This window comes from Burkholderia sp. BCC1644, from assembly GCF_902833225.1.
In the GTDB taxonomy this organism is placed as follows: domain Bacteria; phylum Pseudomonadota; class Gammaproteobacteria; order Burkholderiales; family Burkholderiaceae; genus Burkholderia.
Window position 1 is genome coordinate 1 of record NZ_CADFEI010000005.1, and the last position, 15,749, is coordinate 15,749.

Sequence of the window (15,749 nt, forward strand, 5' to 3'; positions counted from 1 at the left end):
TCAGGCCCGAGCCGCACACCTTGTTGATCGTCATCCCCGGCACTGCCGTCGGCAGCCCGGCCTTGATCAGCGACTGCCGCGCCGGGTTCTGCCCCGAGCCGGCCGTCAGCACCTGGCCCATGATCACTTCGCTGACCTGATCGGGCTTCACGCCCGCACGCTCCAGCACCGCGCGGATCACCGTCGCGCCCAGCTCGGGCGCCGCAATCTTCGCAAGCGAGCCGCCGAATTTGCCGACCGCGGTCCGCGCGGCCGATACGATCACTACGTCCGTCATTTCCCTGTCCTCCAGGCCCGCACGACACGGCGCATCGTTACCGGCCCTGTTAAAAAAACTGCGGTGCACCGGACAGCGTGCGCCGCTGTCCGGTTTTCGTCAATCGCGCTGCAACACGTAGCGTCCCGGCGCCGGCTCGATCGCCGGGAACTGCGCGGAACCGGCTTCGGCGGGCGGCGCCACCTTGCGGCCACCGTACTGGTCGAGCCATTCGACCCACGTCGTCCACCAGCTTCCCGGCTGCTCGGCCGCACCGGCGAACCAGTCGTCCGCGGATTCGGGCAGGTCGCCGTCGTTGATCCAGTAGCTGCGCTTCTTCTTCGCCGGCGGATTGATCACGCCCGCGATGTGACCCGACGCGCCGAGCACGAATTTCAGCGGACCCGACAGGATCGACGTCGATGCGTAGGCCGTCTGCCACGGCACGATGTGATCCTCGCGCGAACCGTAGATGAAGGTCGGCACGTCGATCAACGACAGGTCGACGGCGTCGCCGCACACGGTCAGCGCACCCGGCTCGCGCAGCTTGTTCTCGAGATAGGTATTGCGCAGGTACCACGCGTACATCGGGCCCGGCAGGCTCGTCGAATCGCTGTTCCAGTACAGCAGGTCGAACGGCGCGGGCGTACGGCCCTTCAGGTAGTTGTCGACGACGTAGTTCCAAACGAGATCGTTCGGACGCAGGAACGAGAACGTGTTCGCGAACTCGACGCCGCGCATCAGCCCCGGTTGCGAGCCGTTCTTGCCGCCGATGGTCTGCTCGCGCATCTGCACGTGCGCCTCGTCGACGAACACGTCGAGGATGCCGGTGTCGCTGAAGTCGAGCATCGCGGTGAGCAGCGTCATCGACGCGGCCGGATGTTCGCCGCGTGCGGCGAGCACCGCGAGCGCGGTCGCGAGCATCGTGCCGCCGACGCAGAAACCGAGCGTGTTGATCTGCTCGCGGCCGCTGACCTGCTGCACGGCGTCGATCGCCGCGAGCAGCCCTTCGTTCATGTAGTCGTCCCACGTCTTGTGCGCGACCGATGCGTCCGCATTGCGCCACGACACGAGGAACACCTGATGACCGTTCGACAACGCGTGCGCGACGAGCGAATTCTCGGGCTGCAGGTCGAGGATGTAGAACTTGTTGATGCACGGCGGGACGATCAGCAGCGGCCGCTCGAACACCTTGTCCGTCTTCGGCGTGTACTGGATCAGCTGGATCAGGTCGTTCTCGTAGACGACCGCACCTTCAGTACACCCGAGGTTCTTGCCGACCACGAACTGCGATTCGTCGGTCTGCGAAATCTTGCCGCGCTGCAGGTCGCCGAGCAGGTTCATCATCCCCTGCCGCAGGCTTTCGCCCTGCGTTTCGAGAATCGATTTCTGCGCGTCGGGATTGAGTGCGAGGAAGTTGCTCGGCGCGGCGGCGGCCGTCCATTGCTGGACCGTGAAACGGATGCGCTCGCGCGTCTTCGGATCGGTCTGCAGCGAGTCGGCCAGTTCCTGCAGATAGCGCGCGTTGAGCAGATACCACGCCGCCGCAAATGCATGCGCGGGCGACGACTTCCACGCATCGCCGCTGAAGCGGCGGTCCTTCAGTTCGGGAGATTCGAGCTTCGCGGCCGCGGCCTGCTGCATCAGCGTCATGCAATCGCGTGCGTAGTCGGCCTGCAGCGCCTGGAGCCGTTCGGGCGGAATCGCGGCGACCGGCAGCTTCAATCCCGCGAACGGCGACGCCATGCCACCCAGCCCCGCGAGGCCACCGAGATCGGGCATCGACGGCATCTGGAACGGAAACGACGCAGGGAACTGGAATGTCGCGAACGGATTGACGGTGGCCGACGCAGTCGCGGCGCGCGCGGGATCTGCAAAACCACGCCACGCGTTCAACCACGACTCGAACATCTGCTGCATCGGCTGGGCGGCCGGATCGAAACCGGTGCTGCCCGCGGAAGTGCCCGCCTGAGCGGACGTCGACGAATTTTTCGATGCTGTCATTACCTGCCTTACCGGTGATTCGTGAGCGTCAATCGTGAAATCCTGCTCGCGCGCGGCGTGCCGGCTGCGAGCCGGGCCGTCATGCTCTGGAGAGGCGTCTCCAGATTCTGCCGCAGTGCGGTATTTTTATCATTATCGTTTTCCCCATGTGAAGCGCCAAGTCAAACCGCTGAACATTTCTGCGTGGAGATAATCCGCGTGTAACAGGCGGGACAAGGGTTCCGGCGAAACATAAAACATTTTGTTTGGCTTGACTTCGGGGTTTTTCATTCAGTTGCGCATGCCACGCCGCATTGCCGTCTAAATATCGAGATAACCCGATTTCGCGACGCAACAAACCGCGCGCGCATGCGCATGCCGTCATTCGGCCAGCCAGATCGCCGCTGCCATGCGGCCCGTCACGCGATCGCGGCGGTACGAATAGAAGCGTGCGTGTTCGGTGACCGTACAGGCCGTCCCGCCGCTCACGTGCGCCACGCCCGCACGCGCGAGACGCAGGCGCGCAAGCGCGTAGAGATCGGCGAGAAACTTGCCGGGTGCGCCGTCGATCGCGACGAACGCGAGCCGGGTTTCATCATGCTCCGACTGCGGAGCCGTGTCGAGAAACGCGTCGCGCACGTCCGCGCCGACCTCGAACGCCTGCGGGCCGATCGCCGGCCCGAGATACGCATGCAACGTGTCCGTCGCACTGCCGGCGAGCGCCGCGACGCGTGCCGCGGTCTGCTCGACGATGCCGGCCGCGAGCCCGCGCCAGCCCGCATGCGCGGCGCCGACCGCACGGCCCTGCGCGTCGCACAGCAGCACGGGCAGGCAATCGGCCACCATCACGAGGCAGACGGCGCCGGCCCGGTCCGTGACGCTCGCGTCGGCCTGCACCGGCGCCGCAGCCGCGGGCGCCGCCGCGATCACCTCGTCCGCGCGGACGATTTCCGCGCCGTGAACCTGCTCGAGCCAGGCGGCGCTCGACTGACCAGCGAGGGCGAGCAAACGTGCGCGATTCGCGGCGACATGAGCCGGATCGTCACCGGTATGCAGGCCGAGATTCATCCCGCCCGGCAGCGTGTCTCCAGCCTGCCAGCGCCCGTACGGGCCTTCGCTCACACCGCCGTCGCGCGTCGTGATCAGCGTACGCACGCGCGGCGACACCTGCCAGTCGGGCTGCACGCAGTCCTGCCACGTCAACGGCGCCAGGTTCGTCATCGGCACTCACGCCTCCTCATCATCGTCCAGATACGGCTCGTCATCGTGATACTCGCCGCCGAAATCGTCATCGTCGTAGACACCGTCGCCGTCGTCGAATTCCTCGTCGCCCTGCCCGAAGCCGAGGGCCGCGACGAGGGTGTTCATGTCGTCCGGCAGCGGACAGCGCCACTGCATCGCCTTGCCCGTGACCGGATGCACGAGGCCGAGCCGCCATGCATGCAGCGCCTGTCGCGCGAACCCGTCCGGCAGCGGCGTGACCGAGCGCTTGCCGCGCGCCCGCCCGTAGACGGGATCGCCGAGCAGCGGGTGCCCGGCGTGCGCGCAGTGCACGCGGATCTGGTGCGTGCGACCGGTTTCGAGATCGCACTGGATTGCCGAAACCGGCTGACGTTGCCACAGACATGTGTCAACCGTGCGGAAATGCGTGCGGGCGGGCTTGCCCGACGCGCCCGTGACGACGGCCATGCGCGTGCGCTCGCGCGGATCGCGGCCGATCGGCGCGTCGATCGTGCCTTCCTCGGGCATCGTGCCCCACACGAGCGCGAAGTAGCGGCGCTTCACCGTGCGGGCCTGCAACTGGCGCACGAGGTCGGTCTGCGCGGCCAGCGTACGGGCCACCACCATCAGGCCGGACGTTTCCTTGTCGAGCCGGTGGACGATGCCCGCGCGCGGCAGGCCGGCCGCCGCGTCGCCGTAGCGATGCAGCAGCCCGTTGAGGATCGTGCCGCTCCAGTTGCCGGCGGCCGGATGCACGACGAGGCCGGCCGGCTTGTTGATCACGACGAGCGCATCGTCCTCGTAGATCACGTCGAGCGGCACGGGCTCCGGCGTGAACGCGAGCTGCTCGGGCAGCAGGTCGGGCACGAGCTCGATTTTCGCGCCGAGCGGCACCGGCTGGCGGATCTTCGCGGGCGCGCCGTCGACCAGCACGCGCTGCGCCTCGATCCAGCTCTGCAGGCGGCTGCGGGAGAATTCGGGGAACAGTTGGGCAAGCGCCTTGTCGAGGCGTTCACCCGCGAGCGACAGCGGCACTTCGACGACGCGCGGCGCATCGTCGACCGCCGCGGACGGCACGACGGGCGGCTGCATTGCGTCGCCAACCAGATCGTCATCGAGGGAATCCCCCGACGCAGCGTCGGCGGGCCGATCGCTTGGGCTATAATCTTCGCGATTTGGTGTGCCCGGCTGGGCATTCTGCGAACTTGAACGGGTCATTTAGACTGGGTCACCGAGACTTGAAGCTAGGACATGCGAGCATGATGAATTCGACCAAACGTACGGCCAGAACCGTCGCCGCCCGGGCTGCGGCGGTAGCGGCCGTGGCCCTCATCGCCGGCTGCCACGGCTTGCCGCAGAAGCAGGACGAGACGGCTACCTGGTCGAATAACAAATTATACTCAGAGGCCCAGGACGCACTGTCCGGCGGCGACTGGGGCAAGTGCGCGAAATATTTCGAATCGCTGCAAGGCCGCGATCCGTTCGGTCATTTCGCGCAACAGGCACAGATCAACGTTGCATACTGCAACTGGAAGGATAACGAAGCGGCAGCCGCCGATCAGGCCGTCGACCGCTTCATCCAGCTCCACCCCGATCATCCGGATATCCCGTACGCGTACTACCTGAAGGGGATGATCCACTTCAACGACGATCTCGGCCTGTTCGGGCGCTTCTCCGGCCAGGACATGAGCGAACGCGATCCGCAGGCGCTGCGCGAGTCGTACGATGCGTTCAAGGTCGTCGTCGACCGCTTCCCGAAGAGCAAGTACGCGCCCGACGCGGCAGCGCGGATGCGCTACATCGTCAACGCGCTCGCGTCGCACGAGGTGCACGCGGCCGACTACTACTACCGTCGTGGCGCCTACGTGGCGGCGATCAACCGCGCCCAGCTCGCGATCAAGGATTACAAGGGTGCGCCGGCGATCGAAGACGCCCTGCACATCATGATCCTGTCGTACAACAAGCTGGACCAGCCGCAACTCGCCGAGGACACGAAGCGCGTGCTCGCGGGCACGTTCCCTGACAGCCCGTACGTCACGGGCCATTCGCGCCCCGGCGCGAAGAAGTCGTGGTGGCAGTTCTGACGAACTGCGCGACGCAACGCCCGTTGCACGAACAAAAAACCCGGCCATCGAGCCGGGTTTTTTATTGGCGCCGCACTCAGGCGCGGCGGGTGCGATCGCGCGGCCGAAGCCGCGCGTGCCGTCACATGCGCTTTTCCGAGCGGTGCTCGTCGAAGAAGTCCTGCACGACCGCGATCTCGCGGGTGCGCTTGAACGGCGGCAGGCTCTGCCAGATCCGGCGCCCGTAGGGCTTGTCGACGAGCCGCGTGTCGCAGATCATCAGCACGCCACGATCCGTCTCCGCGCGAATCAGCCGGCCTGCGCCCTGCTTCAGCGTGATCACGGCCTGCGGCAGCTGGTGCACGGCGAACGGGCTCAGGCCTTTCTTCGTCAGCGCGTCGAGGCGCGCGGCCAGCACCGGATCGTCCGGCGGTGCGAACGGCAGCTTGTCGATCACGACGAGCGACAGCGCGTCGCCGCGCACGTCGACGCCCTCCCAGAAACTCTGGCTGCCGACCAGGATCGCATTGCCATACGCGCGGAAACGGTCGAGCAGCTCGGTGCGGCTCGCATCGCCCTGCACGAGCAGCGGCGTGTTCCAGCCGCGCGATTCGATGACGTCGCGCAACTTCGACGCGATCCGGTCGACCGCGCGCAACGTCGTACACAGCATGAACACGCCGCCGCCGGATGCCTCGATCGCCGGCAACGCGGCATCGAAGACGGCATCGGTAAACGCCGGCGAAGACGGCTGCGGCAGGTTGCGCGGCACGTACAGCAGCCCTTGCGACTGGTAGTCGAACGGGCTCGCGAGCGTCATCGAGCGACGCGAACTGAGGCCCATCTGCGCCGCGTAGTGAGTAAAATCGCCGCGCACCGACAACGTGGCCGACGTGAACACCCATGCACGCGGGACGCCCGCACGCTGCTTCGCAAAGATCGGCGCGACCGACAGCGGCGTTTCATGCAGCTGCACGGTATGCGCGAACACCTCGACCCAGCGCACCTTCTCGTTCGGATCGCCGTCGGATGCCGCCTTGTCGCCGGCCGCTGCCGCGTCGGCTTTCGCGGCCGCTTCCGCCGCACCGGGCGCGACCCAGCCGGCCAGCAGATCCTGCAGCTCGCGGGCGCGCCGCAGGCACGCGCCGAGCGATTCCGCGCGTTCCGCCTGGCTCGCGAGCGCCGACGCGAGCGCATCGAGCGCAACGTCGAGCGCGTCGAGCGCGCCGAACATCGGGTGATCGTCGCCGAGTTGCGCGAGCGACATGCGGACGATCTGGTCGTTCGCGAACGCGAGGCGCAAGTCGCGCGCCGCACGTTCGAGATCGCCGCCGAGCTTCACCCACTCGACCGCGTCGCGCGCATGGCCCAGGCCTTCGGCCACCGTGTCGCGTGCGAGCTCGAGGATCTGCGTGGTCGACAGCGTCTCGCCGAAGAACAGCGTCGCCGTCTCCGGCAGCTGGTGCGCTTCGTCGAAGATGACCGTGTTCGCGTTCGGCAGCAGCTCGGCCATCCCGGTGTCGCGCAGCATGATGTCCGCGAAGAACAGGTGATGGTTGACGACGACGACGTCGGCCTGCTGCGCCTCGCGCCGCGCCTGCATCACGAAGCATTCCTTGTAATGCGGGCATTCCTGGCCGAGGCAGTTGTCGCGCGTCGACGTGACCATCGACCAGACGGGTGCCGTTTCCGGCACGCTCGCAAGCTCGGCCTTGTCGCCGCTCTTCGTGATCTTCGCGAAGCGGACGATTTCCTGCAGATACGCGGTGTCCTGCCGCGACGGCAGGCGGCCGTTGTCGGCCGTGCGTTGCAGGTAGTAATGGCACAGGTAGTTCGACCGCCCCTTGAGCATCGCCACCGACACCGGCACCGCGAGCGCGTTGCGCACGGTCGGGATGTCGCGCTGGAACAGCTGGTCCTGCAGGTGTTTCGTGCCGGTCGACACGATCACCTTGCCACCCCACAGCATCGCGGGCACGAGATACGCATAGGTCTTGCCGGTACCCGTACCGGCTTCGACGATCAGCGTGTTGTCGGCCGCGTCGTTATCGGATTCGGCTGCCGTGGCGCCGTCCGCGCCCGGTTCGGCCGACTTGTCGCCGTCGCCGAGCCGGCGCGCCGGCCGCTTGCGGGTTTCGAAGATCTCGGGCTCGGGCATCCGGCGCGCGGACGCTTCCATCGCGGACGCGACTGCACGCGCCATCTCGATCTGGGACGTACGCGGCCGATAACCGTCGAGCGCGCGCGCCAGCAACCCGCCTTCGCCGAAGATCGTGTCGAGTTCGTCGACGCGCTTGCGGCTCAGCTCGAAGGTGCCTTCGGGCGCACGAACGCGCCCGGCGGACGATGTGTCACGCCGGGCATCGGGGGTGGCTTCAAGCGGTGAATTCAAGGCAAGCGTTCCTGTGTCCAGCGCCCTGGCGGCGCCGGCGCTTGCCAGGCCGCGCTCAGGCGCGCTTATCCGGTTCGAGCTGCGATTGCAGCAGAATGATTTTGTCCTTGGCTGCCAGCTTTTCCTTCTTCAGCCGGTGCAGCGTGATGTCGTCGATGTCGGAGTGTCCTTCCTTCAGCTCGATCTCCCGAGCGAGCTGCTGGTGCTGCTCCTGCAATGCAGCCAAACGGTTGTGCAATTCCTGCTGCTGTTCCGTGTGACGGTTTTGCATAGTTGCCTCCTCATCGAAGCAGCGCGGCGGCTGGCGTGCCGACGCGCCCGAGACTGATCCCGATCAATCCAACACGTTACTGCCCCTGCTGTTGCTGTTGCTGCTGCTTGGCCTTCTCGGCCGCTTCCTGCTGACGCCGCTCGACATCGGCCTTGTGCTGCACGGCTTCCTTCTGCTTCTGCTCGTAGCGCGCGGCGTTGTCCGCCCGCTCCTGCGCCTTCTGCGCCGCCTGCTGGTGCGCCTGGTCGAGCTTGCGCTGGAAGTCGCCCTGCTTCTGGTCGTATGCCTGCTTGCTCGCCGCGCGTTGCGGCCCTTCCGCACCGCGCTGCGCCTGCTTCAGTGCATTCTGCTCCTGCTTGTCGCGGAACGCAGCGGCGTTCGCCGCGTCGTTCGCCGCGCGCTGCGGCGCTTCCGCCGCGTTCTGCGCCTGCTTCAGCGCCTGCTGCTGGTCGCGCTGCTGCGCGCGCACCGCACGCTGCTCGTCGTTGAGCGCGAGTTGCTCCTGGCGGATGCTCGCACGCTCGTCGCGCATCTGGTCGCGCGCCTTGCCGAGGCAGTGATTGACGAAGAATTTGCTGTAGCAATCGTGCTCGGCCACCGCATAACGATAATCGTTTTCCGCGGTGCGTTGATTGAGCACTTTTTGACGGGCGTCGAAATCCGGTGCGGCGGAGGCTGCAACGGGCGCGGCCGCGACGGCGTCCGGCGCGGTTGCGCCCGAGGCCTGCGCGAACGCGCCGGAAGGCCCGGCAGACAAAGCCGCGGCGAGCGCTGCGCCGAGCGCGACGAGAGAAATTCGGGAAGTTGGCAACGTCGTAGGAAAGCTGCGGGACATGTGTCAAATTCTATCACCCCCGGCTGGACGCTCCGCCATTTATGGCAAAATGCCCCGCTTCACTCACCCGCGGCATCTGGCCCGTCGGGCCCGCCATGCAGCCCGCCGCTTCGGGCCTGCCGGCCCGCGCCGCGATTTCAGCAGGCAGATCATTCACGACATGACGGAAACCGTAGCACTCAAGATCGTACAGCGCATCGCCACCGAACTGTCCGTCCAGCCGCGCCAGGTCGCGGCGGCCGTGCAACTCCTCGACGAAGGCTCGACCGTTCCGTTCATTGCCCGGTACCGCAAGGAAGTGACCGGCAACCTCGACGACACGCAGCTGCGCCAGCTCGAGGAACGTCTCCTGTATCTGCGCGAGCTCGAGGATCGCCGCGCGACGATCCTGTCGAGCATCGACGAACAGGGCAAGCTGACGGACGAGCTGCGCGCCGCGATCGATACGGCCGACAGCAAGCAGGTGCTCGAAGACCTTTACCTGCCGTACAAGCCGAAGCGCCGCACGCGTGCGCAGATCGCCCGCGAGGCCGGCCTCGAGCCGCTCGCGCAGGCGCTGCTCGCGAATCCGCTGCTCGACCCGCAGGCCGAGGCGGCCGCGTATGTCGACGCCGACAAGGGCGTCGCCGACGTGAAGGCCGCGCTCGACGGCGCGCGCGACATCCTGTCCGAACAGTTCGGCGAAACGGCCGAGCTGCTCGGCAAGCTGCGCGACTACCTGCACAACCAGGGCGTCGTGTCGTCGGCCGTCGTCGAGGGCAAGGAAAACGAGGAAGGCGAGAAATTCCGCGACTATTACGACTACGCGGAAACGATCAAGACCGTGCCGTCGCACCGCGCACTCGCGCTGTTCCGCGCCCGTAACGCAGGCGTGCTGACGGTCAAGCTCGGCCTCGGCGAAGAGCTCGACGCGCAGGTGCCGCATCCCGGCGAGGCGATGATCGCGCGCCATTTCGGCATCGCGAACCAGAATCGCCCGGCCGACAAATGGCTTTCGGACGTCTGCCGCTGGTGCTGGCGCGTCAAGGTGCAGCCGCATATCGAGAATGAACTCCTCACGCAGCTGCGCGAAACGGCCGAAACCGAAGCGATCCGCGTGTTCGCGCGCAACCTGAACGACCTGCTGCTGGCCGCGCCAGCCGGCCCGAAGGCCGTGATCGGTCTCGACCCCGGCCTGCGCACGGGCGTGAAGGTCGCCGTCGTCGACCGCACCGGCAAGGTGCTCGCCACCGACACGATCTACCCGCACGAGCCGCGCCGCGACTGGGACGGCTCGATCGCGAAACTCGCGCGCATCGCCGCGCAGACGCAGGCCGAACTCATCAGCATCGGCAACGGCACCGCATCGCGCGAAACCGACAAACTCGCGAGCGAACTGATCGCGAAGCACCCGGAATTGCGCCTGCAGAAGATCGTCGTGTCGGAAGCCGGCGCGTCGGTCTACTCGGCGTCCGAGCTCGCGGCGAAGGAATTCCCCGAAATGGATGTGTCGCTGCGCGGCGCCGTGTCGATCGCACGCCGCCTGCAGGATCCGCTCGCCGAGCTCGTGAAAATCGAGCCGAAGGCGATCGGCGTCGGCCAGTACCAGCACGACGTGAACCAGCGCGAACTCGCCCGCTCGCTCGACGCGGTCGTCGAGGATTGCGTGAACGCGGTCGGCGTCGACGCGAACACGGCATCGGCCCCGCTGCTGGCGCGCGTGTCGGGCCTGAACGCGACGCTCGCGCGCAACATCGTCGACTACCGCGATGCGAACGGCCCGTTCCCGTCGCGCGAACACCTGCGCAAGGTGCCGCGCCTCGGCGACAAGACCTTCGAACAGGCCGCCGGCTTCCTGCGCATCAATGGCGGCGAGAACCCGCTCGACCGCTCGTCGGTGCACCCGGAGGCCTATCCGGTCGTCGAACGGATGCTCGCGAAGATCAGCAAGCGCATCGACGACGTGCTCGGCAACCGCGAAGCCCTGTCGGGCCTGTCCCCGACGGAGTTTGTTGACGAACGTTTCGGCCTGCCGACCGTGCGCGACATCCTGTCCGAGCTGGAGAAACCGGGCCGCGATCCGCGCCCTGAATTCAAGACCGCGACGTTCCGCGAGGGCGTCGAGAAGGTGTCGGATCTCGTGCCGGGCATGACGCTCGAAGGCGTCGTGACGAACGTCGCCGCGTTCGGTGCGTTCGTGGATATCGGCGTGCACCAGGACGGCCTCGTCCACGTGTCCGCGATGTCGACGAAATTCATCAAGGACCCGCACGAAGTCGTGAAGGCCGGCCAGGTCGTCAAGGTGAAGGTGCTCGACGTCGACGTGAAGCGCCAGCGCATTGCGCTGACGATGCGCCTCGACGACGATGCGGCAGCGCCCGGCATGTCGTCGCGCGGCAGCCAGGATCGCGGCAACGCGGGGCGCGGCGCGGCCCGTCCGCAGCGTTCGCGCGAGCCGGAACCGGCCGGCGCGATGGCCGCGGCATTCGCGAAGCTGAAGCGCTGAGCACGCGAAAGCCGCCGACAGAAAAAAGCCCGCCGGAAGGCGGGCTTTTTTTATTGCGTCGCCGCGCGGTTTCGACAATCGCGATGAAAACCGGATAGGTGCGTTTTCGTCACTATTTCCCTGCTTCCAGTCGGCGAATTAAACAATTCGCACTGCAGCATGCATTTTCTTGACGCTTTGAATACCGCACATAAAATAAATTCGCGAACGGTATTTCAACGCCTTCGACAAGCGAAGCGAATTGTCCGCTCGGCAACCGGTTTCCTCGCGACGCTCATACGCGCCGCGCGTTTCAGGCCTCCCGTCTTTCATTGCCACTTTCTGAAGTCGATTCGCGGCGCATCACATCCGCAATATGTGCCCGCCGGCAAGCCGGCGCATATTCGCAAAAATGGATCGGGGAATCATGAAAGCAGATGATCTGGAAACCGAACTGGGCGCCTTGCGCATTCCCGTGTTCGATGTGCCGTGGGCCGGTGCGTGTTCACCGCACGTCGAGCGGATCGAATCCCGCATGCTCGAATGGGCCGACGCATACGGCCTGCTCGTCTCCGACGCCCATCGGGAGCGCGTCGTACGCACCCGTTACGGCTGGCTCGCCGCACGCTGTTACCCGAACGCCGATCCCCCTCTGCTGCAGGCGCTCGCCGATTACTTCGTGTGGTTCTTTCTCGCCGACGACCTGTTCGTCGATCGCGTGGAGCCGGTCGGCGCCGATACGCTGCGCAACCTGACCGCGATAATCGACGTACTCGACTACGCATGTACGAGCCCCGAGCCAGTCTATGGCGAGCGAGCGTGGCTCGACGTGTGTCAACGCCTGCGTGCGCGCCTGTCCGCCGAGCATTTCGCGCGCTTCGCGCAAGGCATGCGCCTGTGGGCCACCACGGCCGGATTGCAAATCATTGCACACCTGAAGGTCGAGCCGGTCGCCGTGCCGCAGTACGAAACGATCCGGCGCCACACGAGCGGCATGAATCCGTGCCTGGCACTGGCGGACGTGGCCAATTCCGGCGCCGTCCCGCCCGACACGTTTCACCGCCCCGAGATCCAGGCGCTGTGCAGGCACGCGAACAATATCGTCTGCTGGAGCAACGACATCCAGAGTATCGGGATCGAAGCGCGCCAGCCGGGCCAGTTCCGGAACATGGTGATGGTGCACGCGTCGCGCGGTCATTCGCTGCAGACCGGCATCGACTACACGGCCGCCCGCGTGCGCGCCGAGATCGGCGAGTTCGTACAGTGCGCCGATGCGCTCGTGCAGCACGCCGACACGCGCGTGCGCGGCCTCGTCGACGGCTACCGATACTGGATACGCGGCTATCTGGATTGGGTGGCGCGGGATACGCAGCGCTATGCGGCTGCGTTCGCGGCAAGCGATGCGGACGATCGCAGCCTGATCGCGCTGTCGGCGAACGCGGCGCGCGGCTGAACAGCCCGCGCGCCGCGCCCGGTCAGATCTCGATCTTCGTGCCGAGCTCGACGACGCGGTTCGCCGGAATCGAGAAGAAGTCGGTCGGCTTCGCCGCGTTCTGGTGCATCCACGCGAACACGCGCTCGCGCCAGATCGACATCCCGGGCAGATGGGTCGGCACGACGGTTTCGCGCGCGAGGAAGAACGACGTGTCCATCAACTCGAACGTCATGTCGTGCGCCCGGCCGAATTCCTCGAGCACGGCCTTCACGTCCGGCGTCTCGTTGAAGCCGTACTCGGCCTTGACGATGTACAGCCCGCCGCCCGCATCGCGCGAGGTCTGGCGCTTGTCGTCGCGCACGTAAGGAATGTCGCGCGTGACGAACGTCAGGAAAATGGTCCGCTCGTGCAGCACCTTGTTGTGCTTCAGGTTGTGCAGCAGGCTGACGGGCACGAGCTTGTCGTTGCCGGTCAGGTAGATCGCGGTGCCCGACACGCGATGCGGCGGATGCGCGAGCAACCCCTGCAGGAACGGCTCGAGCGGAATACCGTCGGCGGCCGTGCGCTCCTTGACGATGTGACGCCCCTTGTACCAGGTCATCAGCAGGAAGAACAGCAGCGCGCCGATGCCGAGCGGCAGCCAGCCGCCCTGCGCGACCTTCAGCAGGTTCGCGCCGAAGAAGCCGAGGTCGATCGCAAGGAACACCGCGATGATCGCGCCGACCAGCAGCCGGTTCCAGTTCCACACCTTCACCATCACGACGCATGCGAGCACGGTCGTGATCACCATCGTCGCCGTCACCGCGATGCCGTACGCGGCCGCGAGGTTGTCGGAGCTCTTGAAGCCGACCACGATGCAGAGGATCACGAACAGCAGCAGCCAGTTCACGACCGGCACATAGATCTGGCCGATCGCGAGCTCGGACGTGTGCAGTACCTTCATGCGCGGCACGTAGCCGAGCTGGATCGCCTGCGACGTCAGCGAATAGGCGCCCGAGATCACGGCCTGCGACGCGATCACGGTCGCGACCGTCGACAGCACCACGAGCGGCAGCAGCCCCCATTCGGGCGCCAGCAGGAAGAACGGGTTTTCGATCGCCTTGGGATTCTGGATCAGCAGCGCGCCCTGGCCGAAGTAGTTCAGCACGAGCGACGGCATCACGAGCCCGTACGCGGCGATCCGGATCGGCTTCGCGCCGAAGTGGCCCATGTCCGCGTAGAGCGCTTCCGCACCGGTCAGCACCAGCACGACCGAGCCGAGCACGACGTAGGCCTGCAGCAGGTGGTCGGCCATGAACGACGCCGCGTAGTACGGGTTGATGGCCGCCATGATGCCCGGCACGCGCACGATGTGGTACACGCCGAGCGCCGCGATCACGATGAACCACAACACCATGATCGGGCCGAACAGCTTGCCGACCAGCGCGGTGCCGTGACGCTGGATCCAGAACAGCGCGATCAGGATCACGATCGTGATCGGCAACACGAGGTGGGACAGGTGAGGTGTCGCAATTTCGAGACCTTCGACCGCCGACATCACCGAGATCGCCGGCGTGATCACCGCGTCGCCGTAGAACATGCACGCGCCGAAGATCCCGAGCGCCATCAGCGCACCCGCGACGCGGGTTTTCGAGTCGAGCGGCCGCAGCGACAGCGCCATCAGCGCGAGCACGCCGCCTTCGCCGTTGTTGTCGGCCCGCATCACGAACAGCAGGTACTTGACGCCGACCACCAGGATGATTGCCCAGAACAGCAGCGAGATCACGCCGAGAATCGATCCTTCGGTGAGCGGAATGCCGTGTGCGGGGCTGAACGCCTCTTTCAGCGAATACAACGGGCTGGTGCCGATGTCGCCGAACACGACGCCGATGGCTGCTATCGCTAGCGCCCGCATCGAGTGTTGTTGCGTCGAATGCGGCGCATGTGCGGCGTCGGTCGCGTGGATCGTGTCGTTCATATGAAGCGTAATAATCGGGTCCGGGTCGGACAAAACGAGCGCTATTCTACTCGCGCCCCCGTGAAACGCCGCCCTGCTCTGTTGCCGTGGAACCACGTGATCCACGCTGCGCATGCAATTCGGCGCGAGCTGTGGCAGGGCTGCCATCATAGCCGGGGCCGCGCCGTCTGCCTACCCGATCCTCGGATTGCACCGCTCGGCGTACCCGGCGCCCCAATGAAAAACGGCGCCGCAAGCGGCGCCGTACAAGGCTTTCCTTCGATCGGCCGGGCGCTTACGCGCCCGAACCGTCGCGCTGCGCGCGACCGCGCTTGATCCACGCCTCGAGGTTGTGCGGACGAACCGTGTCCCACTCCTCGAACGGCTGATGAATCCACGGATTCGTCGGCAGAAACTGCGTGTGATAGTCGGGCTTGACCTTCGAGCAACCCTTGTACCAGAGCACGGCCGAGCGCACGGCCGTCACCGACGGGTAACGCTCCTTCAGGTGCTCCTGCACGCGCGCGAGCGTGACGCCCGAATCGACGAGATCGTCGACCAGCAGCACGTTGCCCGCGAGGTTGCCGCGCGTCATCGTGATGTACTGCGCGATGTCGAGTTCACCTTGCTCGGTGCCGGCCGCTTCGCGGTACGAACTCGTCGCCAGGATCGCGAGCGGCACGTCGTAGATGCGCGACAGCTGGTCGCCGACGCGCAGGCCGCCGCGCGCGAGGCACAGGATCTGGTCGAACTTCCAGCCCGAGGCATGCACCTGGAGCGCGAGCAGCTCGATCAGACGGTGATACTCGTCCCAGCCTACCCACAGGTTCTTGTCGTCGTTGCGCGGATCGGTCATCAAGTCTGCCGCCGTCATCGTGATTTGCTGCGTCATC

The 15,749-nt window shown here is 66.2% G+C and carries 11 protein-coding genes and 1 pseudogene; 3 read left to right on the forward strand and 9 right to left on the reverse strand.

Annotated elements, in window-relative coordinates:
* The 4 genes and pseudogenes from HWX87_RS10955 to HWX87_RS10970 all read right to left on the reverse strand — a co-directional run.
* Window positions 1-277 (reverse strand): annotated as a pseudogene (locus HWX87_RS10955) (acetyl-CoA C-acetyltransferase); the annotation flags it as partial.
* 99 nt (window positions 278-376) lie between these two features.
* Window positions 377-2,260, reverse strand: coding sequence for a class I poly(R)-hydroxyalkanoic acid synthase (gene phaC / locus HWX87_RS10960; RefSeq protein WP_176047166.1), 1,884 nt, complete (start codon window positions 2,258-2,260; stop codon window positions 377-379).
* 360 nt (window positions 2,261-2,620) lie between these two features.
* Window positions 2,621-3,460: a peptidoglycan editing factor PgeF gene (pgeF, locus tag HWX87_RS10965; protein ID WP_176047495.1), complete on the reverse strand. Its 840-nt coding sequence runs from the start codon at window positions 3,458-3,460 to the stop codon at window positions 2,621-2,623.
* Window positions 3,461-3,466: 6 nt separating this feature from the next.
* The gene (locus tag HWX87_RS10970; protein ID WP_176047167.1) at window positions 3,467-4,678 is read right to left on the reverse strand and encodes an RluA family pseudouridine synthase; all 1,212 of its coding nucleotides are present in this window, start codon (window positions 4,676-4,678) and stop codon (window positions 3,467-3,469) included.
* A gap of 41 nt (window positions 4,679-4,719) precedes the next feature.
* Between HWX87_RS10970 and HWX87_RS10975 the strand changes: the two genes are divergently transcribed.
* Complete coding sequence (locus tag HWX87_RS10975; RefSeq protein WP_176047168.1) at window positions 4,720-5,544, forward strand: outer membrane protein assembly factor BamD; 825 nt, start codon at window positions 4,720-4,722, stop codon at window positions 5,542-5,544.
* A gap of 121 nt (window positions 5,545-5,665) precedes the next feature.
* Here HWX87_RS10975 and HWX87_RS10980 read toward each other — a convergent pair whose 3' ends face one another.
* The 3 genes from HWX87_RS10980 to HWX87_RS10990 all read right to left on the reverse strand — a co-directional run bounded on the left by HWX87_RS10980 (window position 5,666) and on the right by HWX87_RS10990 (window position 9,021).
* On the reverse strand, window positions 5,666-7,915 hold the full coding sequence (locus HWX87_RS10980; protein WP_176047169.1) for an ATP-dependent DNA helicase: 2,250 nt from the start codon (window positions 7,913-7,915) through the stop codon (window positions 5,666-5,668).
* Window positions 7,916-7,970: 55 nt separating this feature from the next.
* On the reverse strand, window positions 7,971-8,186 hold the full coding sequence (locus tag HWX87_RS10985; RefSeq protein WP_006478692.1) for a YdcH family protein: 216 nt from the start codon (window positions 8,184-8,186) through the stop codon (window positions 7,971-7,973).
* Window positions 8,187-8,262: 76 nt separating this feature from the next.
* On the reverse strand, window positions 8,263-9,021 hold the full coding sequence (locus HWX87_RS10990) for a hypothetical protein (protein ID WP_176047170.1): 759 nt from the start codon (window positions 9,019-9,021) through the stop codon (window positions 8,263-8,265).
* A gap of 160 nt (window positions 9,022-9,181) precedes the next feature.
* Here HWX87_RS10990 and HWX87_RS10995 point away from each other — a divergent pair, with 160 nt between their 5' ends.
* Together HWX87_RS10995 and HWX87_RS11000 are read left to right on the forward strand one after the other, a co-directional pair.
* A complete protein-coding gene (locus tag HWX87_RS10995) occupies window positions 9,182-11,506 on the forward strand; it encodes a Tex family protein (protein ID WP_176047171.1) in 2,325 nt (774 codons plus the stop codon).
* A 406-nt stretch (window positions 11,507-11,912) separates the two neighbouring features.
* Window positions 11,913-12,938, forward strand: coding sequence for a sesquiterpene cyclase (locus HWX87_RS11000; RefSeq protein ID WP_176047172.1), 1,026 nt, complete (start codon window positions 11,913-11,915; stop codon window positions 12,936-12,938).
* Between the two features lie 22 nt (window positions 12,939-12,960).
* On the opposite strand, the gene HWX87_RS11005 is transcribed toward HWX87_RS11000, so the two are convergent.
* Both HWX87_RS11005 and HWX87_RS11010 read right to left on the reverse strand, forming a co-directional pair.
* Entirely contained in the window at window positions 12,961-14,877 is a 1,917-nt protein-coding gene (locus HWX87_RS11005; protein ID WP_176047173.1) for a potassium transporter Kup, read from the reverse strand.
* Window positions 14,878-15,151: 274 nt separating this feature from the next.
* Entirely contained in the window at window positions 15,152-15,748 is a 597-nt protein-coding gene (locus HWX87_RS11010; RefSeq protein WP_006485899.1) for a phosphoribosyltransferase, read from the reverse strand.
* Between the last annotated feature and the right edge of the window lies 1 nt (window position 15,749).

Excerpts from the sequence above, each read along its gene's own strand:
- phaC (WP_176047166.1), bottom strand. The coding sequence starts at position 2,260 with ATGACAGCATCGAAAAATTCGTCGACGTCCGCTCAGGCGGGCACTTCC.
- pgeF (WP_176047495.1), bottom strand. The coding sequence starts at position 3,460 with ATGACGAACCTGGCGCCGTTGACGTGGCAGGACTGCGTGCAGCCCGAC.
- HWX87_RS10970 (WP_176047167.1), bottom strand. The coding sequence starts at position 4,678 with ATGACCCGTTCAAGTTCGCAGAATGCCCAGCCGGGCACACCAAATCGC.
- HWX87_RS10975 (WP_176047168.1), top strand. The coding sequence starts at position 4,720 with ATGATGAATTCGACCAAACGTACGGCCAGAACCGTCGCCGCCCGGGCT.
- HWX87_RS10985 (WP_006478692.1), bottom strand. The coding sequence starts at position 8,186 with ATGCAAAACCGTCACACGGAACAGCAGCAGGAATTGCACAACCGTTTG.
- HWX87_RS10990 (WP_176047170.1), bottom strand. The coding sequence starts at position 9,021 with ATGTCCCGCAGCTTTCCTACGACGTTGCCAACTTCCCGAATTTCTCTC.
- HWX87_RS10995 (WP_176047171.1), top strand. The coding sequence starts at position 9,182 with ATGACGGAAACCGTAGCACTCAAGATCGTACAGCGCATCGCCACCGAA.
- HWX87_RS11000 (WP_176047172.1), top strand. The coding sequence starts at position 11,913 with ATGAAAGCAGATGATCTGGAAACCGAACTGGGCGCCTTGCGCATTCCC.
- HWX87_RS11005 (WP_176047173.1), bottom strand. The coding sequence starts at position 14,877 with ATGAACGACACGATCCACGCGACCGACGCCGCACATGCGCCGCATTCG.
- HWX87_RS11010 (WP_006485899.1), bottom strand. The coding sequence starts at position 15,748 with ATGACGCAGCAAATCACGATGACGGCGGCAGACTTGATGACCGATCCG.